The sequence below is a fragment of the Thiohalophilus thiocyanatoxydans genome (assembly GCF_004366735.1).
GTDB classification, from domain to species: Bacteria; Pseudomonadota; Gammaproteobacteria; order UBA6429; family Thiohalophilaceae; genus Thiohalophilus; species Thiohalophilus thiocyanatoxydans.
In genome coordinates, this window is the sequence record NZ_SOQX01000006.1 from 1 (window position 1) to 25,245 (window position 25,245).

24 protein-coding genes and 1 other RNA gene are annotated in these 25,245 nt (G+C 58.5%); 13 read left to right on the forward strand and 12 right to left on the reverse strand.

Going from position 1 to position 25,245, the window contains the following annotated elements; all coding sequences use genetic code 11:
• The first annotated feature begins 184 nt into the window (after positions 1 to 184).
• Positions 185 to 1,357 carry a trans-sulfuration enzyme family protein gene (locus tag EDC23_RS10530; RefSeq protein ID WP_134084337.1) on the forward strand — a complete coding sequence of 391 codons (1,173 nt, stop codon included), beginning with the start codon at positions 185 to 187 and terminating at the stop codon, positions 1,355 to 1,357.
• Between the two features lie 55 nt (positions 1,358 to 1,412).
• On the opposite strand, the gene EDC23_RS10535 is transcribed toward EDC23_RS10530, so the two are convergent.
• Genes EDC23_RS10535 through proV (EDC23_RS10545) form a run of 3 tightly spaced genes read right to left on the reverse strand, consistent with a single transcriptional unit; the run spans position 1,413 to position 4,503 of the window.
• Positions 1,413 to 2,372: a glycine betaine ABC transporter substrate-binding protein gene (locus EDC23_RS10535; RefSeq protein ID WP_134084339.1), complete on the reverse strand. Its 960-nt coding sequence runs from the start codon at positions 2,370 to 2,372 to the stop codon at positions 1,413 to 1,415.
• Complete coding sequence (locus EDC23_RS10540; protein WP_243830772.1) at positions 2,369 to 3,325, reverse strand: ABC transporter permease; 957 nt, start codon at positions 3,323 to 3,325, stop codon at positions 2,369 to 2,371. The genes EDC23_RS10535 and EDC23_RS10540 overlap by 4 nt, the downstream gene beginning before the upstream one ends.
• Positions 3,322 to 4,503: a glycine betaine/L-proline ABC transporter ATP-binding protein ProV gene (gene proV, locus EDC23_RS10545; RefSeq protein WP_134084341.1), complete on the reverse strand. Its 1,182-nt coding sequence runs from the start codon at positions 4,501 to 4,503 to the stop codon at positions 3,322 to 3,324. The genes EDC23_RS10540 and proV (EDC23_RS10545) overlap by 4 nt, the downstream gene beginning before the upstream one ends.
• Positions 4,504 to 4,737: 234 nt before the next feature.
• Between proV (EDC23_RS10545) and EDC23_RS10550 the strand changes: the two genes are divergently transcribed.
• From EDC23_RS10550 to EDC23_RS10565, 4 genes are all read left to right on the forward strand, one after another.
• Positions 4,738 to 5,274, forward strand: a complete 537-nt coding sequence (locus EDC23_RS10550) for a macro domain-containing protein (protein WP_134084343.1) — start codon at positions 4,738 to 4,740, stop codon at positions 5,272 to 5,274.
• Between the two features lie 84 nt (positions 5,275 to 5,358).
• Positions 5,359 to 5,544: a hypothetical protein gene (locus tag EDC23_RS10555; protein ID WP_134084346.1), complete on the forward strand. Its 186-nt coding sequence runs from the start codon at positions 5,359 to 5,361 to the stop codon at positions 5,542 to 5,544.
• Positions 5,544 to 6,185 carry a methyltransferase gene (locus EDC23_RS10560; RefSeq protein WP_208321349.1) on the forward strand — a complete coding sequence of 214 codons (642 nt, stop codon included), beginning with the start codon at positions 5,544 to 5,546 and terminating at the stop codon, positions 6,183 to 6,185. The genes EDC23_RS10555 and EDC23_RS10560 overlap by 1 nt, the downstream gene beginning before the upstream one ends.
• Positions 6,186 to 6,279: 94 nt before the next feature.
• A complete protein-coding gene (locus EDC23_RS10565) occupies positions 6,280 to 7,191 on the forward strand; it encodes a D-hexose-6-phosphate mutarotase (protein WP_243830773.1) in 912 nt (303 codons plus the stop codon).
• 178 nt (positions 7,192 to 7,369) lie between these two features.
• On the opposite strand, the gene EDC23_RS10570 is transcribed toward EDC23_RS10565, so the two are convergent.
• The 5 genes from EDC23_RS10570 to EDC23_RS10590 all read right to left on the reverse strand — a co-directional run bounded on the left by EDC23_RS10570 (position 7,370) and on the right by EDC23_RS10590 (position 13,645).
• Complete coding sequence (locus EDC23_RS10570; protein WP_134084348.1) at positions 7,370 to 8,305, reverse strand: DMT family transporter; 936 nt, start codon at positions 8,303 to 8,305, stop codon at positions 7,370 to 7,372.
• A gap of 174 nt (positions 8,306 to 8,479) precedes the next feature.
• A complete protein-coding gene (locus tag EDC23_RS10575; protein ID WP_134084350.1) occupies positions 8,480 to 9,460 on the reverse strand; it encodes an ABC transporter substrate-binding protein in 981 nt (326 codons plus the stop codon).
• A 76-nt stretch (positions 9,461 to 9,536) separates the two neighbouring features.
• Complete coding sequence (betA, locus tag EDC23_RS10580) at positions 9,537 to 11,216, reverse strand: choline dehydrogenase (protein WP_399359361.1); 1,680 nt, start codon at positions 11,214 to 11,216, stop codon at positions 9,537 to 9,539.
• A 21-nt stretch (positions 11,217 to 11,237) separates the two neighbouring features.
• Positions 11,238 to 12,701 carry a betaine-aldehyde dehydrogenase gene (gene betB / locus EDC23_RS10585; RefSeq protein WP_134084354.1) on the reverse strand — a complete coding sequence of 488 codons (1,464 nt, stop codon included), beginning with the start codon at positions 12,699 to 12,701 and terminating at the stop codon, positions 11,238 to 11,240.
• 107 nt (positions 12,702 to 12,808) lie between these two features.
• Positions 12,809 to 13,645 (reverse strand): SDR family NAD(P)-dependent oxidoreductase, encoded by an 837-nt coding sequence (locus tag EDC23_RS10590; RefSeq protein ID WP_134084356.1) that lies wholly within the window; start codon positions 13,643 to 13,645, stop codon positions 12,809 to 12,811.
• A gap of 477 nt (positions 13,646 to 14,122) precedes the next feature.
• Here EDC23_RS10590 and EDC23_RS10595 point away from each other — a divergent pair, with 477 nt between their 5' ends.
• The 4 genes from EDC23_RS10595 (at position 14,123) to EDC23_RS10610 (ending at position 18,019) form a co-directional block, all read left to right on the forward strand.
• Positions 14,123 to 14,869, forward strand: a complete 747-nt coding sequence (locus tag EDC23_RS10595; RefSeq protein WP_134084358.1) for a TorF family putative porin — start codon at positions 14,123 to 14,125, stop codon at positions 14,867 to 14,869.
• Positions 14,870 to 15,023: 154 nt separating this feature from the next.
• A complete protein-coding gene (locus tag EDC23_RS10600; protein ID WP_134084660.1) occupies positions 15,024 to 15,893 on the forward strand; it encodes a glycine betaine ABC transporter substrate-binding protein in 870 nt (289 codons plus the stop codon).
• 23 nt (positions 15,894 to 15,916) lie between these two features.
• A complete protein-coding gene (gene proV, locus EDC23_RS10605; RefSeq protein ID WP_134084361.1) occupies positions 15,917 to 17,098 on the forward strand; it encodes a glycine betaine/L-proline ABC transporter ATP-binding protein ProV in 1,182 nt (393 codons plus the stop codon).
• A 3-nt stretch (positions 17,099 to 17,101) separates the two neighbouring features.
• Positions 17,102 to 18,019: an ABC transporter permease gene (locus EDC23_RS10610; RefSeq protein ID WP_134084363.1), complete on the forward strand. Its 918-nt coding sequence runs from the start codon at positions 17,102 to 17,104 to the stop codon at positions 18,017 to 18,019.
• Between the two features lie 638 nt (positions 18,020 to 18,657).
• Here the strand turns inward: EDC23_RS10610 and EDC23_RS10615 are convergent.
• From EDC23_RS10615 to EDC23_RS10630, 4 genes are all read right to left on the reverse strand, one after another.
• Complete coding sequence (locus EDC23_RS10615; RefSeq protein WP_134084365.1) at positions 18,658 to 19,065, reverse strand: hypothetical protein; 408 nt, start codon at positions 19,063 to 19,065, stop codon at positions 18,658 to 18,660.
• Between the two features lie 101 nt (positions 19,066 to 19,166).
• Positions 19,167 to 19,604 (reverse strand): hypothetical protein, encoded by a 438-nt coding sequence (locus EDC23_RS10620; protein WP_134084367.1) that lies wholly within the window; start codon positions 19,602 to 19,604, stop codon positions 19,167 to 19,169.
• A 305-nt stretch (positions 19,605 to 19,909) separates the two neighbouring features.
• Positions 19,910 to 20,293 carry a hypothetical protein gene (locus EDC23_RS10625; RefSeq protein WP_134084369.1) on the reverse strand — a complete coding sequence of 128 codons (384 nt, stop codon included), beginning with the start codon at positions 20,291 to 20,293 and terminating at the stop codon, positions 19,910 to 19,912.
• A 485-nt stretch (positions 20,294 to 20,778) separates the two neighbouring features.
• The gene (locus EDC23_RS10630; protein WP_134084371.1) at positions 20,779 to 22,008 is read right to left on the reverse strand and encodes an MFS transporter; all 1,230 of its coding nucleotides are present in this window, start codon (positions 22,006 to 22,008) and stop codon (positions 20,779 to 20,781) included.
• 55 nt (positions 22,009 to 22,063) lie between these two features.
• Here EDC23_RS10630 and EDC23_RS10635 point away from each other — a divergent pair, with 55 nt between their 5' ends.
• The 4 genes from EDC23_RS10635 to EDC23_RS10650 all read left to right on the forward strand — a co-directional run bounded on the left by EDC23_RS10635 (position 22,064) and on the right by EDC23_RS10650 (position 25,147).
• Complete coding sequence (locus EDC23_RS10635) at positions 22,064 to 22,738, forward strand: class I SAM-dependent methyltransferase (protein ID WP_134084373.1); 675 nt, start codon at positions 22,064 to 22,066, stop codon at positions 22,736 to 22,738.
• A gap of 89 nt (positions 22,739 to 22,827) precedes the next feature.
• Positions 22,828 to 22,924, forward strand: an RNA gene (ffs, locus tag EDC23_RS10640) — signal recognition particle sRNA small type.
• A 272-nt stretch (positions 22,925 to 23,196) separates the two neighbouring features.
• On the forward strand, positions 23,197 to 24,795 hold the full coding sequence (gene dnaX / locus EDC23_RS10645) for a DNA polymerase III subunit gamma/tau (protein WP_134084375.1): 1,599 nt from the start codon (positions 23,197 to 23,199) through the stop codon (positions 24,793 to 24,795).
• Between the two features lie 25 nt (positions 24,796 to 24,820).
• On the forward strand, positions 24,821 to 25,147 hold the full coding sequence (locus EDC23_RS10650; RefSeq protein ID WP_134084377.1) for a YbaB/EbfC family nucleoid-associated protein: 327 nt from the start codon (positions 24,821 to 24,823) through the stop codon (positions 25,145 to 25,147).
• Positions 25,148 to 25,245: the final 98 nt, after the last annotated feature.

The following is a 25,245-nucleotide window of genomic DNA, read 5'->3' on the forward strand; positions in this document are numbered from 1 at the left end:
CGCTTCGCTCGCAATGACCGAAAATATTGGGGTCATTGCGAGGAACAACGTGACGAAGCAATCTCTCTGGACTGGTATTCGGAACGCTTATTTAGCCCCTGGCCCCTGATTTTATTATGACTCGCTTGCTACGCGCGTATTTGCTATTGTTCAATCGTTTTATTGAATAAACGAGGTCACCTCCATGACGCAAGATACGCCCGCCGGCCTGGCCACGCGCAGTATTCACGGGCATAGCCTCAAGGATGTCCATGGCAGTCCCCATACGCCGATCTACGAGACCACGACTTTCACCTTCGACACGACCGCGGAAGTTCTGGATGTGGTGGAAGGGCGTACGGTCGGGAGTCTTTATACCCGCTACGGGCTCAACCCCTCTATTTTCGCGCTGGAGGAGACTCTGGCCGGCCTGGAGAATGCGGAAATGGCCTGGGTATTCTGCTCCGGCATGGCGGCGGAAACGGCGCTGTTTTTAACCCACGGCCGTGAAGGCATCATCTGCATCGGCGACGCCTACGGTGGCACCATGGAGCTGCTTGCCGATCAACTGCCCCGGCTGGGCATTCCTACGCACCTGATCCTTGGCAACGAGCTGGATCAACTGGATGCGCTGCTGGCGGCCGGCGCGGGCATGGTGTTCCTCGAGACCCCGACCAATCCGACGCTGGAACTGTTCGATATTGCCGACATCGCCCGTCGGGCCCACGCCCATGGTGCCATTCTGGCCATTGATAACACCTTCGCCTCGCCGGTCAATCAACAGCCCCTGTCACTGGGAGCTGACGTCGTCGTGCACAGCGCCACCAAGTATCTCGGCGGACACAGTGATCTGACGGCCGGCGTGTTGCTGGGGTCCAAAGCGTTGCTGGCACCGGTCTGGAGCTGGCGCAAGAACCTGGGATCGATGCCGTCCCCGGCGACCGCCTCGCTGCTGGCGCGAAGCCTGCGCACCCTGGTGATTCGGGTGAGACAGCAGAACGCCTCGGCACAGGCGATCGCCGAGGCGATGGCCGGGCATCCGAATGTCGAACGGGTCTTCTATCCCGGCCTGCCGGATTTCCCCGGTCATGCCCTGGCCCGCGAGCAGATGCACGGTTTCGGCGGCATGCTCAGCATCGAGATCAAGGGAGGGCGAGAGGCCGCGACCCGCACCGCGGACCGACTGCAGCTGTTTGCCCTGGCGCCAAGTCTGGGCGGTGCCGAAAGCCTGGTGACCCAACCGTGTACCACGACCCACCACGGCCTTGCGCCGGAAGAGCGTTCGCGACGCGGTATTCCCGATGGGTTACTGCGACTCTCCGTCGGTCTGGAAGATAGCGCGGATCTCATTGCCGATCTGGAGCAGGCGCTGGCCTGAATCACTGTTCGAGCGGGCGCATTGCCCCTTGCCGGGCGGATACGCAGCACCCGGGTTATTCGTCTATCTCGCCGCTCAGCCAGTAACGGATGCGTTTGGGGTGGGCGTCGATATAACGGCGGACGGCGGTATCGACATCATGCTCCTGGCTGTCGAGTAACAATTCGGCCAGCTCCGCGTCGTTCAGATAGAACCGGGTGAAGAAACCGGTGAGCGCGGGCGGATAGTCTTGCTGGAAGCCCTGGCGGGCGATGGCATGAATCCGTTCGCGGCCGCCGAGAATCTGGCGGGGATCCTGCAAAAAACGCAGCTCGTAACTGGCGAAGATCCAGTGCGGTTGCCAGGCGGTGACCACTACCCACTCCTGGTTGCGATAGGCCCGATCCAGCACGGCGGTCATGGCGGCGCCGCTGGCGGCGACCAGCTGGTACTGATCATCGAGCTGATAGGCTTTAACCGCCTGTTCCGAGGATTGCATCAGCCCGGAGCCGGGATCGATGCCCTGGATGCGTCGGTTAAGCCGTTTGGCAACCTCGTCTTGCCTGAGATCCTCGAGACTGGCGAGTTCCGATTCAGGAACATAGTCAGGCACCACCCAGCCGAGCCGGCCGGTGTAGATCGGGCCCAGGTTGGTGACCCGGTGTTGCACCTTTTCCCAGTAGTTGCGGTGGGTCTGGGGCAGCCAGCCCATGAGCATGAGATCCAGATCGCCGTCGGCCACGGCCTGGTACTGGATGCCGATGTCGGTCATCACCCGCTCCACCTCGTAGTCGAGATGCTGTTCCAGCAATGTTTTGACCAGGGTGGTGACCACTTCCGCATCGGCCCAGGCGGTCCAGCCGATGCGCAGGGTCCGTTCTTCGCTTTGCCCCGCGGCGGTGACGGCCTGCTGCCGCTCCTCGGCGGAGCGTCCGGCCGGGGTGGTCAGGGGCGTGTCGTAGGTATAGATATAGGCGAACAGCCCGAACGCAATCAGCGCCGCCAGCAGTAACGTGATGCCGCGTCGCAGGCTCATGGGTTACCTGCCGATTTGTTGCCGTTGGGATTATCGCGCGTGATGCCGAACAGCTCGCGCAGCCGCTCGGGAAGCCCGGCGCGGCGGCGCTGGCCAAAGCTCTGGGTGATGCGATCGAGAATGATCGCCAGCACCACCACGCCGATGCCCCCTTCGAAGCCGAGTCCCACATCCAGGCGCTGGATGCCGCGCAGCACCACGTCGCCCAGGCCGCCGGCGCCGATCATCGAGGCGATGACCACCATCGACAGCGCCAGCATGATGTTCTGGTTCACCCCGGCCATGATCGAGGGCAGGGCGGCGGGGATCTGCACCTTGAACAGCAGCTGCTTCGGGGTGCAGCCGAAGGCGAGCCCCGCCTCGACCATCTCCCGCGAGACCTGGCGAATCCCCAGGTTGGTGAGCCGCACCGCCGGCGGCATGGCGAAGATGATAGTGGCGATGGTGCCGGGCACCTTGCCGGTGCTGAAGAACATCACCGCCGGGATCAGATAGACGAAGGCCGGCATGGTCTGCATGAAATCGAGCACCGGGCGCACCCCATTCCAGACCCGGTCGCTGCGCGCCGCCCAGATGCCGATGGGCACCCCGATGACCAGGCTGACCACGGTGGCGGCCAGTACCAGCGCCAGGGTGGAGAGGGTGTCGCGCCACAACTCGAGCCCCAGCACCAGTGCCAGCGCGGCCAGGGCAAACAGGGCGAAACGCCAGTTCACCCGCCAGGCGGCCAGGGCCACGATCACCATCGCCAGCAGCCAGGCCGGGGGGGCCAGCAGCAGGATCTCCAGCGAGGTGGTCAGCCCGTCGATCACCCAGACGATCACATCGAACAGCCACTGGGCGTGGGCCAGCAGCCAGTCGACGATGGCGCTGATCCATTCACCCAGCGGAATGCGGCCCTCGGCCACGGCCGGGCGCAGGGGGTGGAGCAATCTGGTGAGGGCCTCCATCATGTGTCGCTCTTCTCCAGGGTTTCCAGCAAGTGTGCCCGCGACACCACGCCCAGGAACTGATCGTTGCGCCCCAGCACCGGCACCGGATAGGGGGTAGCGGCAACCCGTCCGAGGACATTGTTGAGCCGGGTGGTGTGGCGCAGGGTGCGCGGCCGTGGCAGACAGGCCGATTCGACCGGCCCGTCGCTTTGCTGCAGGGCCTCGCGGGAGGCGATGCCCAAAAAGCGCTGCTCGCCGTCGACCAGATAGGCGTAGTCGTGTTGCTGCTGCTCCAGGGCTTGCAGGAGCTGCCTGGCATCACGCTGTTCGTCCAGCCGGAACAGGGTGTCGGGCGCGCGGGCGATATCGCCGGCGGTGTAGACCTGGGCCAGATCCACATCCTGGAAGAAGTTGCGAATATAGTCGGTGGCGGGGTGGTCGAGAATCTCCTTCGGCGTGCCCACCTGCACCACCTGGCCCCCTTCCATCAGAGCGATGCGATCGCCGATGCGCATCGCCTCGTCCAGATCGTGGGAGATGAAGACCACGGTGCGGGCCTGTTGCTGTTGCAGTTTCAACAGCTCTTCCTGCATTTCGCGACGGATGAGTGGATCCAGTGCGGAGAAGGCCTCGTCCATCAGCAAAATGGTCGGATCGGTGGCCAGCGCCCGGGCCAGGCCGACCCGTTGCTGCATGCCGCCGGAGAGTTCCTCGGGATAACTGTTTGCGTTGCCGCGCAGGCCGACCTGATCCAGCGCGTCCATGGCGCGTTTGTCACGTTCGGTTTTGTCGACGCCGGCGATCTCCAGCCCGAAGGCGGCATTTTCCAGTACGCTCAGGTGGGGCAGCAGGGCAAAGGACTGGAAGACCATGGCGATGTCGCGGCGGCGCAGTTCGATCAGCTCGGCCTGACTCATCTGCACGATATCCCGATCGTCGATCAACACCTCGCCGGAGGTCGGTTCGATGAGCCGGTTGAGCATGCGCACCAGGGTCGACTTGCCCGAGCCGGACAAGCCCATGATGACAAACACTTCGCCGGCCCGGATGCTGAAACTGGCGTCGCGCACCCCGACTGTGGAGCCGGTCTGTTCGAAGATTGCGTCCTTATCGAGCCCTTCTTTGATCAGCTGCCGCGCCGCGTCCGGTTGCGGGCCGAAGATCTTGTACAGATTTCTGACGACGATCTGATCGGTCATATTGAAATTCCGGAGCTATGACGAGAGCCGGCCAGTGTGGCGTGTGCTCCGGATTCATTATGCAGTCGGGGTTCCGGTTTCGACAAGCTTATTGTACGGGTTGCACGCCCCGGGACGGTCGAGCGCCCTACAACTTCCCGGTCAGACATGTTAGTTTTTGCACACACAGGAGCGGTGCGCGTTGAGCCGGGCGTGGTTCGTCGGCGAGCAACACTCTCCCGAAGGTGGAAAACCATGAGTGAACGTCTTCTACACGGTGTGCGTCTTGAATGTATCCAGGGCGACATTGCCAACCAGTCCGACATGGCCGCGGTGGTCAACGCCGCCAATGCCCAGCTGCGCATCGGCGGCGGGGTGGCCGGGGCGCTGCACCGGGCCGCGGGCCCGGGGCTGGAAGATGAGTGCCGGCCGCTGGCACCGATTTCCCCCGGTGAGGCCGTTATCACCGGCGCGCATAATCTGCCCAACCGGTATGTGATCCACTGCCTGGGACCGATCTACGGCGTGGACGAGCCATCCGGGGAGTTGCTGGCGACCTGTTATCGCAATGCGTTGCGCCTGGCCGAGGAGCACAGGATTGAATCCATTGCGTTTCCCGCTCTGTCCACCGGCGCCTTCGGTTATCCGCTGGAGGCGGCAACCGGGGTGGCCCTGACCACTGTCCATACTATGCTGGCGCAACTTTCCGCCGTGCGGCATATCCGTTTCGTGCTGCATGATGCGCCAAGCCTGCGCCTGTACGAGCGAATGCTGGAAAGCCTGCCCGGTTGACGGTCGAAACGAAGCCGTCAATTTCCTGAACCGGCAATGTCTAAAGCCTGACGGGTTTCTCGGTGAGAAACCGCGTGACATATTGTGAATAAAACAAGCTGTATGATGATTCAAACCGAAGCCGACGAAAAAGCCCGGCGCGAGGACCCGTTCGAGGAGAGATCGACGAAATTGCGCGGCGTATCGAGCGCGCTGATTACCCGCGCCATGCACCGCCTCGATCTGACCTGCACGGGCAGTCCCTTCGTGGCGCCCGGGGTACGAGAGTGATGAGTATCGATACGCTGTCAGCCCCGTCGATGATGGGCCGCATGACCTCTCTGCATGAAACGCGGCTGGATCAGGTCTTGCGCCGGCTCAAGGGCAGCGGGGCGCGGCGGGTACTGGATCTGGGCTGCGGTTCGGGCCATCTGCTGTATCGGCTGGCCGGGGAGCGGCAGTTCGAGGCGATCGTCGGCCTGGAAAGCTGCAGCCACTCACTCCTGCAGGCCAGAAACCTGTTGAGCGATTATCTGCACGATACCCCGGGTCGGGTGCGTCTGATCAGCAGCTCCTATACCGAATCGCAGCCCGGCCTCGGCGGTTATGATGCGGCCGCCATGGTGGAGACCATCGAACATCTCAAACCCGGCGCGTTGTCGGCGGCGGAGCGGGTGGTGTTCGCCCAGATGCGTCCGCGCGTGGTATACATGACCACGCCCAATCGCGAATACAATCCGCTGTACGGGTTGTCCCCGGGTCAGTTTCGCGAGCCGGATCATGAGTTTGAATGGGATCGCGCCCGCTTTCGCCACTGGTCGCAGGGCATCGCCCGGCGCAACGGTTACCGGGTGGTGATGGGCGGAATCGGCGAACCCGATCCCGAATTCGGCCCACCGACCCAGACCGCGTTTTTTACCCGGCAGGAATAACGGCTGCCCATCACTTTTTATCTTTACGCATCTTTATCTTTACCCGGCTTTATCTTTAACCAGCTTTATCTTCAAACAATCAAGGAGTTTTCCCGTGCTGGATGATCTCAAACAACGTTTTTCCCATCCCGATGTGCGTTTCTATCAACACGATCAGTTAATCATGATCGAACTGAACAACCGGCACGGCTCGGCCACCCTGACCACCCATGGCGGCACGCTGCTCGGTTATCGGCCCGCCGGCGGCAAGGAGGTGATCTGGCTCAGCGAGACAGCCGTGTATGATGGCAGCAAGCCGGTGCGCGGTGGCGTGCCGATCTGCTGGCCCTGGTTCGGCCCCTATGATCCCGACACCATGGGCGCGGACCCGAGCGACGCGGCCAAAAAAGGCCACGGCGTCGCCCGCTATGAACTCTGGGAGGTTGCCTCGGTACGCAGCACGGATAACGACGCCACTGAAGTCGTATTGCAGCTTGAACCCAATGACGCGATTCGCCAGGCCTGGCCGCTGCCGTTCATGTTGAAATTGATCGTGACCCTGGGTGAGACACTGTCCCTGGCGCTGGTCGGTGAAAACCGTAGCGATCGCGACTGGGTGGTCTCCGAAGCGTTTCACACCTATTTTCGGGTTGCCAACGCGGACGGATTGACGATCGACGGCATGGACAACCTCACGTATATCGACAAACTGCGTGACGATCAGCGTTTTACCCAGACGGGACCGTTGCAGGTGAACATGCCGATGGACTGCGTGTTTGTCGATCATCCCGATACGCTGGTCCTCGAGGACAGCGGCAACCGGCGCCAGATCGTGATGGGGAAGACGAAGAGCGCCAGCACGGTGGTCTGGAACCCGGGTCCCGAAGGTGCGAAAGGCTTTGCCGACATGCCCGACGATCAGTACGCGCACATGGTCTGCGTTGAGGCGGCCAATGCGCTGGATAACGCTTACACGCTCAAGGCAGGGGGATCACACCGCATGGCAATGACTCTTGCAGTGCGTTAGATCGCCCCTCGGTTGCCGAACACATAGAGTACGCCAGATGCCCCGCGCGGTCGGCGCGGGCGTACGCTATGGGTTCTGAGATCGGTATACAGCACCACGCGGCCAGCAGGATGTTTGGAGTCGGAGCAGGACGCTCCCTGCACCCGCAACATTCGTACCCCCTGTCTGTTCTACTCAATTATTGTATTTCGACTTTCACCCGCCGCCCCGGTAGCGTTTCCAGTATCCCGGCTAACACGACCAGGGTCGCTCCCACGCCCATGACGGGACCGAAGGGCTCGTCGGCAAGCAAGGCGGCGGAGAGCGCACCGACAATCACTTCGCTCATGAGCAGGATGCCGACCCGCGCCGGCTCCATTTCCCGGGTTGCCCACATGAAGCCCGTCAGCAGGGCGGCCCACCAGATGCCGCCGATCAGCAGTGTCCATCCCAGTGCTTCGCCATAGTGATCCGGCGCCACCTGCACAGGGTGTTCGTGCCCCAGCGCCAGGGCCAGCAGGGCGGCCATGACGACGGCGCCGGCGCAGAACACGAAATTGCTTTCCGCCGGTCTGGTCCGCACATGGACATGAATACCGGTGGAGGCAATGGCCCAGAGCAGGCCGGATGCCAGCCCGAGCCAGTCCCCCAGCGTTCGCGGCAGTGGTATCCCGTCATGGTTGCCGCGCAGCACCAGGGCAATACCCAGCAGACCGCACAGGATGGCACCGTAACGCCACCAGGAAACGGACCATTTGAGCCACAGGCGCGCGATGAGTGTGCTCCACAGCGGCGTGAGGTAGAACAGCAGGATGACGACGGCTACCTCGCCGTACAGGAGTGCATTGGAATACACAACGAAGGAGGCGCCGCCCAACGCGATACTTAGCAGTGCCCGCTTGTTGGCCTGGCGCAGGCGTTTCCGTCCCCGCCATCCGAAAGGCACCAGACACAGGCACGCGAACACGACGACCGCGAATGTTGTCCAGGGGCCCGCGGTGGCGATCTGCTCGAGTTGTCGCAGCGGTAACCAGTACAGTCCCCAGAGGGCGCCAACCGACAGGATGGTGACACTCGCTAAAGAGTTGATTCGCACCGTGGTCACGTATTCACTCCGGCAACCGGGATAACGCATTCACCCGAATGGGCCGTCGATCAGAACAACAATGAACGATGAATATTGTCTCTTGCCGGTTTTTTTGCATCATGCCCCGGTACACACCCTGCCCGCGTGCTCAGCCTGGCCTTGTTCGGGCTTGGCGCGGCTGCGCCAAGCCCGGGGGAAGTCGCCCTTCGCGCGCGGACCCGGCTATTCCAGCCCCAGAGCCTTTGCCACCACGCCTTTCGCATTGGTTTTGCCGTCGGCGGTCTTCACCGGCCCGGTCTGGTAGGTCCCGCCCTGGCCGAACCACCGCTCGAGCAGTTCGGGATTTTCCTTGATCAAACGTCGACCCGCTTCGGCATAGTCCATATCTTCGTTGATGATGTAGTGCCCCATCTTACTTTGCTCGTCCACGGTATAGTGATAGTTTTCAAGAAACTGTCCGACGTTAGGACACTTCCAGGCATAGCCCGTACGGGCCAGGGTATAGACAGTCGCTCCCCCCTGGTTCGGGCCCCAATATTCTTCGCCCCCGGACAGATACTTCATGTCGATATTGAGATTCATGGGGTGGGGCGCCCATCCCAGGTAGGCTATCCAGCGGTCCTGTCGCACACGGCGGCGGACTTCCGTCAACATAGCTGCCTCGCTGGACGGGACCAGGGTCCAGTCACCCAGCCCGTAGGCATCGTCATCGATCATCTTCTGGATAATCTCGTTGCCGTCATTGCCCGCTTCGATGCCGTAGAGCTCTCCCTTGAAGTCCTGTTTGTGCTCGTCCAGATCCTTAAAGTGCTGGATGCCGGCCTCATAGACATAGGTGGGGACCGCGACGGTATATTTAGCGTTCTCCAGATTCTTCGTCACGATATCGATTTTACCTTCCGTCATGTGCTTTTTAACCATGGAGCGCTGGGTGGGGAGCCAAAGCCCAAGGAATGCATCACGTTGATTGCTCGCCAGGGAGGAAAACATGATGGGGACCGACGCGGTAATGACGTCGGTTTTGTATCCCAGTTTATCAAGCATCCACGCCGCCGTTTCGGTCTTGGCGGTCACCCCTGTCCAGTTGACCTGCCCGAAACGAACGTCACTGCAGGCGGAGGCGTCTTGCGCCACACCGCTGCCTGTGCCATTGAAAAATAAAATGCCCGATGCCAGCAGGGCGGTCATGAGTCGCTTATTCATAGTACACCTCCAATTGTGAGTGATTTAAATGCAGTCCTTTCATCTGCCTGCATAGCCCGTCAGGGCCAGGTTTGTTCTAACGTTGTTTCGCCGCCCACTCGGGATGGATCCACACCGGTATCTGCGCCGGCGGCAACGGTTTGCGCCCGGCAATAAGATCAGAGACTTTTTCCGCGATCATAATGGTAGGGGCGTTCAGGTTGCCGCTGACAATGTCCGGCATGATTGACGCATCCACGACGTTTAACCCTTCCACACCGTACACGGCGGTCGAACCGTCCACGACTGCCTGCGGACCCGATCCCATCGCACAGGTGCACGAGGGATGGTAGGCACTTTCCACCTGGCTGGCGATAAACTCATCGAGTTCGCGATCGCTGTTAACTTTCGACCCTGGCGCGATCTCGCCGCCCCGGTACGCTGCCAGTGCATTTTGTTCGAACAGCTCGCGCGTGAGGCGGATGCCGGCACGCATCTCGGTCCAGTCATCCTCATGCGTCATATATTGGGGATCGATGATGGGCGCATGGGATGGATCGTTCGAGCGTAGTCGCACCGTGCCCCTCGATTTCGAGCGCATGGGCCCCACGTGGGCCTGAAAGCCGTGTCCTTTGATCGGGCTCTTGCCATCGTAGCGGATGGCCATGGGCAGGAAATGATATTGCAGGTCCGGATGTTCGATACCCGCGCGGGATCGAATGAAACCACCGGCCTCGAAGTGATTGGTCGCGCCGTGGCCTGTGTGAAGCAGATACCACTGCAGCCCGATCCGGGCCTGGTTCCACGGTTTTAACGCAGGGTACAACGATACGCTCCGGGTACAACGCTGCTGGATATAGAGCTCCAGGTGATCCTGCAGATTACTTCCCACCCCCGGCAGATCGGCCCGAACCGCGATCCCGTGGTCGCGCAAATGCGCCGCCGGGCCGATGCCCGAGAGCATCAGCAGCTGCGGTGAATTGATGGCGCCGGCCGCCAGGATCACCCGGCGATTGGCGCGCGCCGTATAAACCTGGCCACGCCGCGAGAAGACCACGCCCGTGGCGCGCCTGCCGTCGAAAACAACCTGATGGGTACGGGCCCGCGTATAGACGTCGAGGTTGCCGCGCTCGCCCAGCACCGGGTCGAGGTAGGCCCGCGCCGCGCTGGCGCGAATTCCATTGTGCACGGTCATCTGCATCGGGCCGAAACCTTCCTGACGATAGCCGTTCATATCCGGCGTGTAACCATAGCCGGCCTGTTGACCGGCTTCGATGAACGCCTGATACAAGGGCGACCAACCTTGCCCGGTGGTCACGTACAGCGGGCCGTCGCCACCGTGATAGTCGTCCGCCCCCTGATCCCGGGTCTCGGCACGGCGAAAGTAGGGCAGACAGTGTTGATAAGACCAATGGCTGAGTGCCGGGTCCTGTGCCCAACGGTCGTAATCGAGGGCATGGCCGCGAATGTAAACCAGGCCGTTGATCGCGGAACTGCCACCCACAACCAGGCCCCGCGGGCAGTGCAGCCGACGGTTGGACAGACGGGGCTGTTCGGTGGTTTGATAACCCCAGTCGTAAGTTGAGGTATTCATGGGGTAGGAAAAGGCGGCCGGCATATGAATGCGCCAGTCCCAGCGCGGAGCACGCCCACCGGCCTCCAGCAGCAACACCCGGCAATCGCGGTCCTCGCTCAGCCGCCGCGCCAGAACACATCCGGCCGAGCCTGCGCCGACGATAATAAAATCCCACTCCTTATCGAGTGTCTGTGACACTATAAGAGTCCTTTCGCCACGAGATCAGTCATACGGGCAATCCACACCCTGCAGTTCGACGTGAACGCTTTTTCGCTGGGTGTAGAAATCGATGACGGCCCAGCCGTTCTCGCGGCCCAGCCCCGAGGCTTTGATGCCGCCGAAGGGCATTTCAATGGGTGTGACGTTGTAGTTGTTGATCCAGCAAACGCCCGCTTGCAGCGCCGCCGCCATGCGGTGACCGCGGCTCAGATCGCGGGTAAACACGCCCGCCGCCAGCCCGTAATCGGTATCATTGGCACGTCGAAGGACCTCATCCTCATCATCGAAGGTCAGCACGGACATCACCGGGCCAAAGATCTCTTCCCTGACAATCTCCATGTCGTCGGTACAATCGGCGAACACAGTAGGCAGCACATAGTTACCGCGTGCCAGTTCACCTTCGACGGCGCGTTCCCCGCCACAGATCACACGGGCGCCGGCCTGTTTGCCGGATTCGATGTAAGCGAGAACTTTTTCCATGTGATCGCTCGATACCAGCGGACCCACCTGCGTCGCGGTATCCAGTGGATCACCCAGCCTGAGCTTTTGGGTCCGCGTGGCAAGTTGATCCAGGAAGGCGTTCTTCAGCGAGGTGTGGACGAATACCCGGGTGCCGTTGGTGCAGACTTCGCCCTGGCTGTAAAAGTTGGCCATCATGGCGCCGGATACCGCTTCGTTCAGGTCGGCGTCATCGAAGATGATCAGGGGTGACTTACCGCCCAGCTCGACGGTCACGTGTTTCAGGGTCGTGGCCGCGTCCGCCATTACCAGTTTGCCCGTTGGCACGGATCCGGTCAGCGAAACCTTGCCGATACCGGGATGGTGGGTGAGTGCCTGGCCGGCTTCGGTCATTCCCGTAACCACGTTGAACAGACCGTCGGGCAGGCCGGCCTCGCGATAGACCTGCGCCAGGACCAGGGCCGATAGCGGGGTCAAATGCGCCGGTTTAAAGATCATGGCGTTGCCACAGGCCAGCGCCGGGGCGGATTTCCAGCAGGCGATCTGCAACGGGTAGTTCCATGCGCCGATACCGGCGCAGACACCGATAGGTTCGCGCCGCGTGTAGACGAAGGCCCGTTCCAGATCCACATACTCGCCGGTAATACCGGCGGCGATACCGGCGAAGAACTCAATGCAGTCCGCGCCGGAACCCACGTCGGCGGTTGGTGTTTCCTGAATCGGTCGACCGGTGTCAAAACTCTCCAGGCGGGCAATCTCCTCCGTACGCTCGCGCAGGATAGCCGCCGCGCGATGCAGCACCCGGCCCCGTTCGGCGCCCGTGCGTTTCGCCCATTCGCGTTGGGCGATTCGCGCGGCCTCCACCGCCTTGTTGACATCGGCTTCTGCGCCCAGCGCGATTTCGCAAATCGGCTCGCCATTGGCCGGGTTGTAATCGGTAAAGGTAGCGCCGGTCCGGGCATCCACCAGTTCGCCATTGATAAACAGTTTTTGGTCGTCCACGTGCATCGATTGGGTTCTCCTACGGCGACTGTTTCAGGATCGTGGCCCGGAGGGAGGCTCTGTTCGACTCCCGCCAGATCATGACCGGCATCCATATCTCGTTCGATTTGTGTTCACCACAGGGCACCCGCCGATACAGTAATGTCCTGACCGGTAATTCCAAGCGCCTCATCGCGGCACAAGAAAGCCGCCAGCGCACCGATCTCGTGTGGCTGAATCAGGCGTTTTTGCGGGGTACTGACCCTTTGTTCCTCGATATAGTCTGCGCTCTGGCGTTGAAGTTGCTTTTCGGCAATGTCGCTTAGCCATTCGCGTCCGAAATCGGTTTCCACCCACCCGGGGCTGATACTGTTGCAGGTCACATGGGCTGGCGCGCCTTCCTGTGCCACCGCGCGGGTCAAACCGGTCACCCCCGCCTTTGAGGCGCAATAAGCGGCCGAGGTTGCCGCCCCGACGGAGGCGGCGGTTGAGGCGATGTTGATAATGCGGCCCCATCGACGTTCGATCATTCCCGGCAACACTTCGCGTGTCATGCGAAAGATCCCATTCAGATTGACATCAAGGACCTTGTTCCATAGCGCATCGGGGTGGCCTGAAACGGTATGCTCAACGGTCATCCCCGCCGCGTTGGCGAGGATGTCCACCTTGCCGAAGGTGTTCACGGCTGTCTGGACAATGTTTCTGACCGATTCCGGCTCACAAACGTCCAGAGCGATAGCAACCGCCTGAACTCCGCAACGCGCGATCTCGGAACGTGTCTTTTCCAGTGCCTCTTCACCCGGTCGATATACCAGCTCCCCCTCAATCGTTGAACCTGGCGCCCCTGATAACAGTGAGCCGATGACAACGTCGGCACCGGCTTCTGCCAGTGCAAGAGCCATGGCACGGCCCATGCCCGACGCGCCGCCGGTAACGATGGCAATACGTCCTTCAAGGAATCGTTCGCTCATTGAGATGTTCCCACTTTGTCGCCTTTAAAGATTTACCGCAAGGAGGCTGGGGAACCCGGTCGGGTGCCGGTAACCCATCTTTCCCTGATGGTGATCAGAACACAAACGTATTGGACGGGTCGTTCTTTAAAGATATGCCGCACAATCGTTTCTCATACCAGACACGATTGCGTGGCTGGAACGTAGCCGGAAACGAAAACCGGTTACTTGTGAAGTATAGTCGTCGGCAGATCAATAACAAGCGCTTTGCATACATAAAAAATTTATGGCTAAAAATGGTGAGTTTTTATGTCGATAATGATTATTTTTTATGTGAGTAAGATTTTCTTTAAAACGATTGCAATAAATTTATAAAGCGACGATTATCCCAGAGTACCTACCGGCCGCAGCGACTTCGCGCCTTGTTTTTTGGACGTGCTTGCCAATGTTACGGCCATTCACCTGTTACTAAGGGAACTTGTTTTCGGGAGATGAGCTATGAATAGTAAAATGTGTTCTGTTGCCTTGGCCTCGCTTTTTACCGTGACAATGCCGCAATACGGATGGGCGCAAGACCAGGAAGGGGAGTTGTTTGGCGGGGCGTTGAGTGGCAACGTCATGTTCAGTTCCGATTACGTGTTTCGCGGTATTACTCAAACCAGCAACCTGCCGCAGATCCAGGGCGACCTTGCCTGGAGCCACAGTAGTGGGATGTACGCGGGAATCTGGGCGTCCAACACGAATTTCGGTGGCGGGGATGCGAGCATGGAGTTTGACCCGTTCATCGGTTTCAGTCGCGGTATTGCAGATACCGGTCTTAGTTATGACATCGGTTACTGGTCTTACAATTACCCCGGTGGAGATGAACTCAACTACTGGGAAATCTATGGCATATTGAGCCATCAAACCGGTCCACTGGGATTGAGCGGCAGCGTTTGGTACGCCGACAATTACTTTGGTGATGACTTTTTTGATGATGTGTCCAGCCTTGCCTATGACGCCACGGTTTCCTATCAGATGACCGACAAATGGTCGGTCTCGGCGCGTGTGGGTCAACAGACCTTCGATGAAACCGCGGGGCTTGCGGATCAGGACTATCTCTACTACGACGTCGGGGCATCCATGGCCTGGCAAGATTACACCCTCGGGTTACGTTGGCATGACACCGACGGTGTGGAGCCGGACCTCGCTACCGAATCAGATAGCGACGGGAGTCTGGTGTTCAGTCTTACGCGCAGTTTCTAACTCGAGTTTTGTTCGGGTTGCGTGTCGTTTACGTACTTCGGCCTGTAAGGGTGGCGGGTTCGATCCTTCCTGGACGTACGGGATGATCGCTGGCCTGTTCGAGCGTTGATTTGCCAAAGACATTGGCAGGGGCACCATGATCAAACCGACAATGATTAACGGGGCGGTAAAGGCGATATTATTGCTGTTGGTGCTATTCGCCGCGCCGGGCGTCTATGCCGAAAAACCCATTCGGATCGGCTGGACCGCCTGGTCTTCGACCGAGGCGGTCATGAATATCGCGCGCGAAGTTCTCGAAGGGAAGATGGGGTACACGGTCGAACCCGTCATGGCCGACATCGGGATTCAATATCAGGGTGTGGCGCGTGGCGATATCGATGTCATGCTGATGGCCTGGTTGCCGGTAACCCACAAACCGTACTGGGATCGCTTTGCCGGTGAGCTGGTCGACCTGGGCCCCATCTACCTCGGGGCACGGCTGGGCTGGGCGGTACCCGGTTACATTCCAAAGACGGAACTGCGTTCCATCGAGGACCTGGCCAAACCCGAAGTTGTGCGCAAATTGCGGGGCGAGATTCAGGGCATTGACCCGGGTTCGGGGCTGATGCAGGCCTCGGAGGCGGCGTTGGAGGCGTACGGCCTTGACGATTACAAACTGATCTCGGCCAGTGGAGCGGGCATGACCGCCGCCTTGCAGCGAGCCGCGCGCAGTGAGCAGTGGATCGTCGTCACCGCCTGGAACCCGCATTGGATGTTCGCCCGTTGGGAGCTGCGTTATCTGGAGGATCCTAGGGGCGTATTGGGCGGCAAGGAACGTGTGCATGCCCTGGTCCGACCCGGTTTCTATCAGGACTATCCCGATGAAGTGACCGGTTTCCTGACCCGATTCCATCTGCCTCTGGAGGATGTGGAAACGGTCATGCTGGAGGCGAGTGACTCCTCTTACGAGGAAGCGGCTGAAAAGTACGTACGCACTCATCCTCGACAGGTTCGGTACTGGGTTAGCGGTACGTTTGTGGATTAGCCGGCTGCGAAGGGAGAAATTATATGACTGACAAGATTGTTGTCGAAAATCTGTACAAAATCTTCGGACCCACTCCGAAAGATGCTCTTGAGTTGATTCAGCAGGGCCTGAACAAGGATGAGATCTTCGAACGCACCGGCAACACCATTGGCGTGCAGGATGCCAGCTTCACTATAAAAGAGGGTGAAATCTTTGTGGTAATGGGCCTTTCCGGATCCGGGAAGTCGACGCTGTTGCGCATGCTCAATCGCCTCATCGAGCCTACCTCCGGAAGCGTGCGTATTGATGGACACGATGTGACCCACATGTCGACCAAGGAACTGGTCGCGTTGCGCCGCAAGGATATGGCCATGGTATTTCAGACCTTCGCCCTTCTGCCCCATCGCAGCGTCCTGCAGAATGCCGCTTTCGGCCTGGAAATCGCCGGTAATGACAAGAGTGAAAGCGAGGACCGCGCACTGAAGGCGCTGGACCTTGTCGGTCTTAAAGCCAATGCCAACAGCTTCCCGGACGAGCTTTCCGGGGGGATGCAGCAGCGCGTGGGCCTGGCCCGCGCCCTGGCGGCAGAGCCCTCGGTCATGTTGATGGACGAAGCCTTTTCCGCACTGGACCCCCTGATACGTACGCAGATGCAGGATGAACTGCTGGAGTTGCAGGAGCACAGCGAGCGAACCGTGGTGTTTATCACGCACGACCTGAACGAAGCCATGCGTGTGGGTGACCGCATCGCCATGATGGAAGGCGGGCGTATTCTGCAAGTCGGCACCGGCCGGGAGATCCTGCGCGAACCGGCCAATGAATACGTCGAGGCGTTTTTTCGTGATGTGGATATCACGGGCATCTTTATCGCGGGCGACATCGCCGAGGATGCCACAATGACATTCGCGCCCGATGAAGCGGCGGACAAGGCCCTCAAAGCACTTCAGGACCGCGAGCAGCCATTCGGGTATGTCCTCGCGAAGGATCGTTTCCACGGTGTTGTTTCTCAGGACTCACTGAAACACGCCCTGGAAAACAACAAGGGTGGGTTGTCGGATGCGTATTTGAATGGCCGGCCCCCATTGAAAGCACAAATGACCTTGCGGGAGATTCTGGAACCCGTGGCCAACGCCGGCTATCCCCTGCCGGTAGTAGGTCGTCGCCAGCGCTTCTACGGCGTTATCAGCAGAAGCACATTACTGGAAGCATTACGTAAGGAGGACTGAGCCATGGACTACCGGATACCCGTAGGCGATTGGATCGAAGCCGCCGTTGAATTCCTTCTGAACACGATTCAGCCGTTTTTCGATGGTGTCACATTGGTTGTGGGATGGTTGGTTGATCAGTTGGAATCCGGAATGCTCGGCATCCCGGAATGGTTATTTATCGCAATCATCGCGTTGTTGGGATTATGGCGCGTGGGCTGGCGCTTTACGTTGTTTGCCGTTATCTCCATGGGGCTGGTTATCGGCATGGGCCTGTGGGCGGAAACCGTGGTCACGGTTGCATTGGTCATCGCTGCCTCGGTTGTCGCGCTGGCCATCGGCATTCCCATGGGCATACTGGCGGCCAAGAGTGATATTGCACTGGCGATCATTCGCCCGGTGCTCGATCTTATGCAGACCATGCCGCCGTTTGTGTACCTGATTCCTGCGGCTATGTTTTTTGGCCTGGGCAAGGTTCCGGGCACCATTGCGACAATCATCTTCGCCATGCCGCCGGCGGTGCGCCTGACCAATCTGGGAATTCGTCAGGTGGGCAGGGAAATGGTCGAGGCCGGTCTGGCGTTTGGTTGCACCCGTGGTCAGCTATTGGCCAAGGTGCAGATCCCCGTGGCGATGCCCTCGATCATGGCCGGTGTCAACCAGGTCATTATGCTCGCCCTGTCGATGGTCGTTATCGCTTCCATGATCGGCGCGGGAGGCCTCGGTAATGTCGTTTTACGCGGTATTCAACGCCTGGATATCGGACTCGGTTTCGAAGGCGGCCTGGGGGTTGTGATCGCGGCCATTATCCTTGACCGGCTTACCCAGACCTTCGGTCATCACCGCAAGCAGGCGGGCGTGCTGGAGCGACTCAAGGGAGCGGCGCAGTGGTTTACACGTGGCTCGGGCGAAACGAAAGACAAACCAGCACAACATAAATAAATACAAGACTTTCTGGCCCTGGTCGCATAGTAAGCTTCGAGAAGCCGGGATGGTTCCTTGAATCATGTATGCTGAGTTCGAGTATTGTTGTCTGCATTCGGCCAGAAGCGGCCATTCATCAACGGTCCACATAAGTGGCGCCGCGGTAGCCGCGTCCCAGCGAACGAGAGTGAGCGCACTTGATGTGGTTGTTATACATTCTTACTTATTACCTACAATCTCAAGGAGGGGCGACTTTTCTGAAGTTAGCTCTGTACCCTTTAAGTCTGGTGCAAGCCGCCTTCCGACAGAATATATTTTTTGGCACGCAACATAATGAGCCCATGGCTTGTCAGTAGGATCATAACTTCTGCATGTGGTGAGAAGGAACTGCACTTTCCTTCGACTATCAACTGGCTCTATGTCTGCCACCACCTTAACCACAAACCATACATTCTCTTCGTAATCGACATTATCGACCTGCTTAAGAAAACTGCTAACGATATTCTCAGCTTTCGTTAGGTCTTCATCATTTACCGCAGTGGCTGAAGCTGAAAGAGTTGCTAGCAACACAAGAATACATGTACGAACCAAGGCACTCTCCTTATGTACAACGGTTGAGCCAAGCGGCGGGTTTCCCAGTCTGCTTGGGCGATTTGTTAGAGCGCTTGTTTATAGGTTATAAATCGGACGCTCAGTAAATGGGTAATACTGGCTACAGCAATGCCACTAGCAATAAGCCACCCACCTAATTCTTTCTCAAAATATACGATCACAGTTCCAGACGCAGCGCCAATTAGCGCGACTGACCACCAATATGCCATGTGCTTGTAACTTAGTAACGCATATAAAGGAGCACCGTAAAACAGAACTGCTAAAAAACCGAACGAGGCTGAATAGGCGAAACCAAGCCAGGCCGCATCAGACGGCGAAAGTATTATATTCTTTCCCTCAAGGGACCATAGGTAACTTTCAACAAACCCATATAACGCAATTAAACAGGCGCAAATAAGTAGCGCCACGAGCCCAACCACTTCGGTTTGCCATAATTTTTTACCAAAAGCCATATGCGCTCTAACGATATAAGTAAGGGGCTTTTTAAAAGCGAAGCGAGAGCGCCGCTTTTAAAAAGTCCCAGCGAGTGTAACGAGCGATCTTGACTTGCTTGTTAGGTATTTTCAAATTCTTGACTCAAAGGCGGAAGATATGACATAGCAAGAATTGCACCAAATAATATGCTTGATATTTCATTAAGAGCGGATTCATATGCTAACTCTACGATTACTCCATTGAATGGGAGTAATATAAGGCTTAGCGCTCCAGATATAACTACGACTGTTCTCCCCCATTTTTTAAAGAAAAATAGCCCAATGCAACCGGCTAGTATTACAGCGACAAAAATGATTAATGCACTAAAAAGAAGTAGCTCTGTATTAGATGGTTCTTCATATTCTGTATCAAAAAAACCTCCATAACCATGCCATGATACAATTTCTTGTATTTGTGGAGATTGACTATCAATACTAAATATTGAATAGGAAACACCTACTAAAGGTAAAATAAATGACAACAGAATTAATATACGAAATGTATTTTTAATGTTCATTTTTTACCTAACGTTTGAAGCCAGGCGCGCCGCTTTTTGGCGTCGCCTGGGCTGACTTGTTATGTTCGAAAAGGTGACGGAGGGATTTAATTTTGACCAACTGGAATTATTGCTCATTTTTTAATCCCTCCGTCACCTTTTTCCTCAGACGCGCTCCATAGCTTCGCGAAAACCGGGGTCAGAGCACAGTTGTTACTAATATTAGAGATATCTGTGCTCTGACCCCGGTTTAGAACTTTTCCATATATCTAACGATTTAGTTAAATGGCGCCACGCTTTAACAGCGTCCTTTTTTGAACGCATTGTTATGTGTAGACATTTAACTGACCTTTAATTTTGGCAATATACAGTGCTAGTGATATAGCTGAAACGATAATCACGGCATCTATTACAACTAATAAAGGTGGGAATTTTATTCCCGCCAACACATACAATAATGAATCACCAATCACCCAATATAAGAATCCAATTATTAATGCATGCAGGATAGGTTTATTTATTTTTTGTATAAATAGTAAATAGAAAATAATGAACTCAACAACGAAACCAGCGATATACGTTCCCAAATGGAAAATTTGTGAATTTGAAATAAATCCATCTTTCGCTAGCCATATCCCAAACGGAATGCCCGCAAGTATTTCAAATACTAATAGAAGCAAAGTAAATATCGCTATTATTTTATAATTCACCGGACTTTCCTAAAGCACATAACAGATCTTTTATGGAAATAAGGTCCCTTTAATCTTGTCCGCTTTAACAGGAAAAATTCCGTATAGACAGACACTTATCACGATTTATCCCATTTAATGAAATCAGCAAAGGCGGAAAATATTTCCGCTTTTTTGTTATTTATTAACTGTAGCCACTCAACCCTCAACTTCCACTCAAGCCACTGAGATAATTGACAATTTTCTCAAAAAACGAGCGAAACGGCGGTGCCCTGCCAATAAGATTATACAGACCCTATACCTGCTGTTACATCTATCAAGCTTTACTGAATGTCGGCTCTGGGTCGTTTGCCGTCATAAGCGATTCCCATCTTAGACTAACAAAACCTGATCAGCTTATGAATTTCTACAAGGTGGCCAAAATGGCGCTTTATGGTCACGTACACATAAAAGGCGATGATGGGCGGCCCTTTTAAAGCGCTTTGAGCTTTTTAACTTCTTGAACTTTAGCGCGTTTTGGTGCGGCGGGAGAGGGCGATCGCCGCGAGTATGCTGGCGATCAGGATCCCGGTGCCGATCATCCCGGCCAGCAGGTCGGTGTGCAGGCCCCGATCGAGCAGGGCGCCGAGCAGCGGCGGGCCGATTGCCGTGGAGAGGATCATGATCGCCTGCAGCAGCGCCCGGATCGCGCCCAGATGGGCCAGGCCGTAACGTTCGGCCAGCAGCGGGGTGAGGGCGCTGGAATTGAAGCCCAGCCCCAGGCCCAGCAGCGCCGGCCACAGCAACGCTGCCCAGGTGGCGTCGAACCCGGCGAGCACCGCCATGGCGGCGATCAACGGCAGCAGCGAGGGGACGAACAGGCGCGTGGCGGTGAGCCGATCCACCAGTGGCCCGGCCCCCAGCAGCCCGGCCACATGGCCGACCGCGAACAGCGCCAGTCCCGAGGCCACCAGTTCGGTCGTCCAGCCCTTGGTCTCGGCCAGCGGGATCTGGTGAAAAAAGGCGATGGTGACCGTAAACGGCGCCGCCACGGCGGCCGGTACCAGCAGCAGGAAGCGCCAGTCCCGCACCACCTCGCGGCGTGACCAGTCGCGTGCATAGTGCGACTCCCGGCTCTCGACGGGCAGCTCGCCACCGTGGGCGCCTTTTAGCAACCAGAGCAACAGGGGCAAGAACAGCACCAGCACCACGACACTGCCCAGCAGCCAGAGCTCGCGCCAGTGCAGATACGCCAGTGCCGCCACGGCCGTGGCTGGGAACACCGCCTCGGCCAGCGGCAGCCCCATGGCGGCGATCGAGACCGCCTTGCCCCGCCCGCCATGAAACCGCTGGGCCATGGTGGTCAGGGCGATATGGGTCATGAGTCCCTGGCCGCCCAGGCGCAACAGGAACAGGGCCAGCAGCAACGCCACAAGGCCGTTGCTGACGCCCAGCAACAGACAGCCGGTGATCAGCAGCAACGCCGCGCCGCTCAAAAACCAGCGCAGATCGCTGCGATCGTAGAGCTTGCCCAGCCAGGTCAGCAGCAGGGCACTGGCCAGGGTCGCGCCGCCATACACCAGCCCCAGTTCGCCGTGGCCCAGATTGAAACTCTCGCGCAGCTGGGGGTTGAACAGCCCTATATAAAAGGTCTGGCCGAAACCGGAGAGCATGGCGGTCAGCAGGCCGAAGGCCAGCAAGCGCCGGTGGGCCCACAAAAAGGCAAGATAGTCGCGAGGCAGGAGGCGTTTTGGCATGGCGCGCAGTCTAGCAGAAAGGTCCCCCGGGTCAGGCAATGGTATACTGGCGTGCATGAAAAACCGCGCTGAACTTCACGCCAATCCGGTTGCTTGCCCGTTATGCCACCATCCCGCCGAGTTCTTTTGCGCGGATCGGCGCCGGCGTTTTTTCCGTTGCCCGCAGTGCGAACTGATCAGCGCCGATCCTGGCGCGCATCTGGATAGTGCCGCAGAGAAGGCGGTCTATGATCGCCACGACAACGATCCGGCCGATCCGCGCTATCGGGCGTTTCTGGCGCAACTGTCCGAACCGTTGCTGGCGCGGCTGAGTCCCGGTATGGCAGGGCTGGATTACGGCTGCGGCCCGGGTCCGACCCTCAGCGGCATGCTGCGCGAGGCGGGGATGGCCATGCACGATTACGATCCGATTTATGCGCCCGATGCAACGTTGCTGGAACGCGAGTACGATTTTGTCACCTGCACCGAGGTGGTGGAGCATTTTTGTGATCCGGCCACCGCCTGGCCGCAACTGGCGGCGCGGGTGCGCCCCGGTGGCTGGCTGGGGGTGATGACCTGGCTGGTCTCGGACCCCGATCCGCAAGCCTTTCGTAGCTGGGGCTACAAGGGCGATCCGACCCATGTCAGTTTTTACCGGCCCGCCACCTTCGAGTGGCTGGGGCGGACGCTCGGATTCGAGGTCGAATTCGTGGCCCCGCGGGTGATCCTGATGCACAAACCGGCCGGCTGATGTGGTAACATTATTTGCCTGACGTAAAGACAAAGGGCCGCGGGCCCTTTTTGTTTTTTGCAGGCCATTTTCAGTTCAATGGCAGCTTGTGCCGGTCCCCCCGCGACGACAAGCCGTGAACCCGGTCAGGCCCGGAAGGGAGCAGCCGTAGCGGTGGACTCGGGCGCCGGGGTGTGGCTGGTACGAGCTGTCACCCTCTCTCAGTGACGAGGGACGAGGTACGAGTGACGAGGAAGATCAAAAGCCCTCCCCATGGGTTGTAGGAGCGGCTGTGCCGCGACCGGCCTTGCCAGTGCGCACGGGGGGCGCGCCGCAGGCGCTCCTACCGGCCACTGGCCTTGCGGTTTTCCTCGTACCTCGTTACTCGTCCCTCGGCCCTTTGTTCCGATTGATGCACCGCCTCCCGCGGACAGGTAGAATGGCCTTTCCATGACGCTTCGGATGGGTTCGGAAAAAACATGAGTTATCAGGTCCTGGCACGCAAATGGCGGCCGCGCACGTTTGACAAGCTGGCGGGGCAGGAGCATGTCTCGCGGGCGTTGATCAATGCGCTGGATAACGATCGCGTGCATCATGCCTTCCTGTTTACCGGTACCCGCGGTGTGGGCAAGACCACCATTGCGCGCATCTTCGCCAAGTCGCTCAATTGCGAGCAGGGGGTCAGCTCGCAGCCTTGCGGCGTGTGCAGCGCCTGTACCGAGATCGACGAAGGCCGCTTTGTGGATCTGCTGGAGGTGGATGCCGCCTCGCGCACCAAGGTGGAGGACACCCGCGATCTGCTGGACAACGTGCAGTACGCGCCGACCCGGGGTCGTTACAAGGTGTACCTGATCGACGAGGTACACATGCTCACCAATCACAGCTTCAATGCACTGCTCAAGACCCTGGAAGAGCCGCCGCCGCATGTGAAGTTCCTGCTCGCCACCACCGATCCGCAAAAACTGCCGGTGACCATTTTATCCCGCTGTTTGCAGTTCAACCTGCGTCGCCTGCCGGCGGAGTTGATCCTGAGTTATCTGGAAAGCGTATTGCAGGAAGAGGGTATCGAGTTTGAAACCCCGGCGCTGCAGCAACTGGCACGGGCCGCCGACGGCAGCATGCGCGATGCGCTGAGTGTACTGGATCAGGCCATTGCCTACGGCGGGGGCACGGTGCGCGAGGCGGATGTGCGCGCCATGCTCGGCAAGCTCGATCAGCAGCCGGTCACCGCGCTGCTGGATGCGCTGGCCGAGGGCGACGGCCAAAAAGTCCTGGCCATCGTCGAACAGGCGATGGATCTTATTCCGGATTACAATGAAGTGCTGGTCGAGTTGATCAACGTGTTGCATTCGCTGGCGCTGTTGCAGCAGTTGCCGGAGGCGTACCATGAGGGGATGGGCGATCAGCCGACGCTGCAGGCGCTGGCGCAGAAATTGAGCGCGGAAGATGTTCAGCTCTATTACCAGATCGCCCTCAACGGGCGGCGCGATCTGCCCCTGGCGCCGGATCCGCGCAGCGGTCTGGAGATGGTACTGTTGCGCATGCTGGCGTTTCGGCCGCTGCCGGCGGCGGACAGCGGGGGGACACCTTCGGCAAAAAAGCCTGAGGCGGACGCGAAGCGTCCGCAACCCGACAGCGTAAAAAGTGAACCGCCGCCGGTCGCGGCCGCCGCGCCGGTTGAACCGGCGCCGCAACCCGCCCGGGACTGGTCGACGATTGTCGCCGGCCTGTCGCTGGGCGGCGCGGTCAAACAACTGGCCGCCCATTCGGTGCTGCTCGGCCATGAGGGTAACCGGATAAAACTGGCGCTGGATCAAGGCGGTGCGCCGCTGTATACCAAAGAGCGCGAAGCACAGTTACAACAACAGCTGAGTGACTATTTTGGTCAACCGGTTAAACTGACCATTGAAGTGCGCCAGGTGGAGGGGGCGGAGACCCCGGCACGCCGCGAGGCGCGCGAACGTGACGAGCGGCAGAGCGCCGCGGTGGCGGCGATTGAAAACGACGCCAATGTGAAAAACCTGATTGAGACCTTCGATGCCCGGATCAATACGGGCAGCGTGGAACCAATCGATTAAAGCGACAGCATGAGTTGAGGTAAATATTATGAAAGGTGGATTAGGCAATCTGATGAAACAGGCCCAGCAGATGCAGGCCGACATGCAAAAGGCCCAGGAAGAGATGGCCAAGATCGAAGTGACCGGTCAGTCCGGCGGCGGCATGGTCAAGGTCACCATGACCTGCAAGCATGACGTCAAGCGCGTCGAGATCGATGACAGCCTGGTGGGTGACGACAAGGAGATGCTCGAGGATCTGGTGGCCGCGGCCATGAACGATGCCGTACGCCAGGTGGAAAAAACCGTCCAGGAGAAGTTTTCCGGCATGACCGACGGCATGAACCTCCCGGAAGGGTTCAAGCTGCCATTTTAGATTGTTAATAGTAATCTCGCGAAGATGCAGAGACGTTTATACCCGTTGTTGGGGTGCAAAGAAAACAAGAGATTGAGTGTTTGAAAAGCGCCAGACCT

Bases quoted from the DNA above. Each gene is read 5' to 3' on its own strand.
- EDC23_RS10530 (WP_134084337.1), top strand. From the start codon at position 185: ATGACGCAAGATACGCCCGCCGGCCTGGCCACGCGCAGTATTCACGGG.
- EDC23_RS10535 (WP_134084339.1), bottom strand. From the start codon at position 2,372: ATGAGCCTGCGACGCGGCATCACGTTACTGCTGGCGGCGCTGATTGCG.
- EDC23_RS10540 (WP_243830772.1), bottom strand. From the start codon at position 3,325: ATGATGGAGGCCCTCACCAGATTGCTCCACCCCCTGCGCCCGGCCGTG.
- proV (WP_134084341.1), bottom strand. From the start codon at position 4,503: ATGACCGATCAGATCGTCGTCAGAAATCTGTACAAGATCTTCGGCCCG.
- EDC23_RS10550 (WP_134084343.1), top strand. From the start codon at position 4,738: ATGAGTGAACGTCTTCTACACGGTGTGCGTCTTGAATGTATCCAGGGC.
- EDC23_RS10560 (WP_208321349.1), top strand. From the start codon at position 5,544: ATGAGTATCGATACGCTGTCAGCCCCGTCGATGATGGGCCGCATGACC.
- EDC23_RS10570 (WP_134084348.1), bottom strand. From the start codon at position 8,305: ATGCGTTATCCCGGTTGCCGGAGTGAATACGTGACCACGGTGCGAATC.
- EDC23_RS10575 (WP_134084350.1), bottom strand. From the start codon at position 9,460: ATGAATAAGCGACTCATGACCGCCCTGCTGGCATCGGGCATTTTATTT.
- betB (WP_134084354.1), bottom strand. From the start codon at position 12,701: ATGCACGTGGACGACCAAAAACTGTTTATCAATGGCGAACTGGTGGAT.
- EDC23_RS10590 (WP_134084356.1), bottom strand. From the start codon at position 13,645: ATGAGCGAACGATTCCTTGAAGGACGTATTGCCATCGTTACCGGCGGC.
- EDC23_RS10595 (WP_134084358.1), top strand. From the start codon at position 14,123: ATGAATAGTAAAATGTGTTCTGTTGCCTTGGCCTCGCTTTTTACCGTG.
- proV (WP_134084361.1), top strand. From the start codon at position 15,917: ATGACTGACAAGATTGTTGTCGAAAATCTGTACAAAATCTTCGGACCC.
- EDC23_RS10610 (WP_134084363.1), top strand. From the start codon at position 17,102: ATGGACTACCGGATACCCGTAGGCGATTGGATCGAAGCCGCCGTTGAA.
- EDC23_RS10615 (WP_134084365.1), bottom strand. From the start codon at position 19,065: ATGGCTTTTGGTAAAAAATTATGGCAAACCGAAGTGGTTGGGCTCGTG.
- EDC23_RS10620 (WP_134084367.1), bottom strand. From the start codon at position 19,604: ATGAACATTAAAAATACATTTCGTATATTAATTCTGTTGTCATTTATT.
- EDC23_RS10630 (WP_134084371.1), bottom strand. From the start codon at position 22,008: ATGCCAAAACGCCTCCTGCCTCGCGACTATCTTGCCTTTTTGTGGGCC.
- EDC23_RS10635 (WP_134084373.1), top strand. From the start codon at position 22,064: ATGAAAAACCGCGCTGAACTTCACGCCAATCCGGTTGCTTGCCCGTTA.
- dnaX (WP_134084375.1), top strand. From the start codon at position 23,197: ATGAGTTATCAGGTCCTGGCACGCAAATGGCGGCCGCGCACGTTTGAC.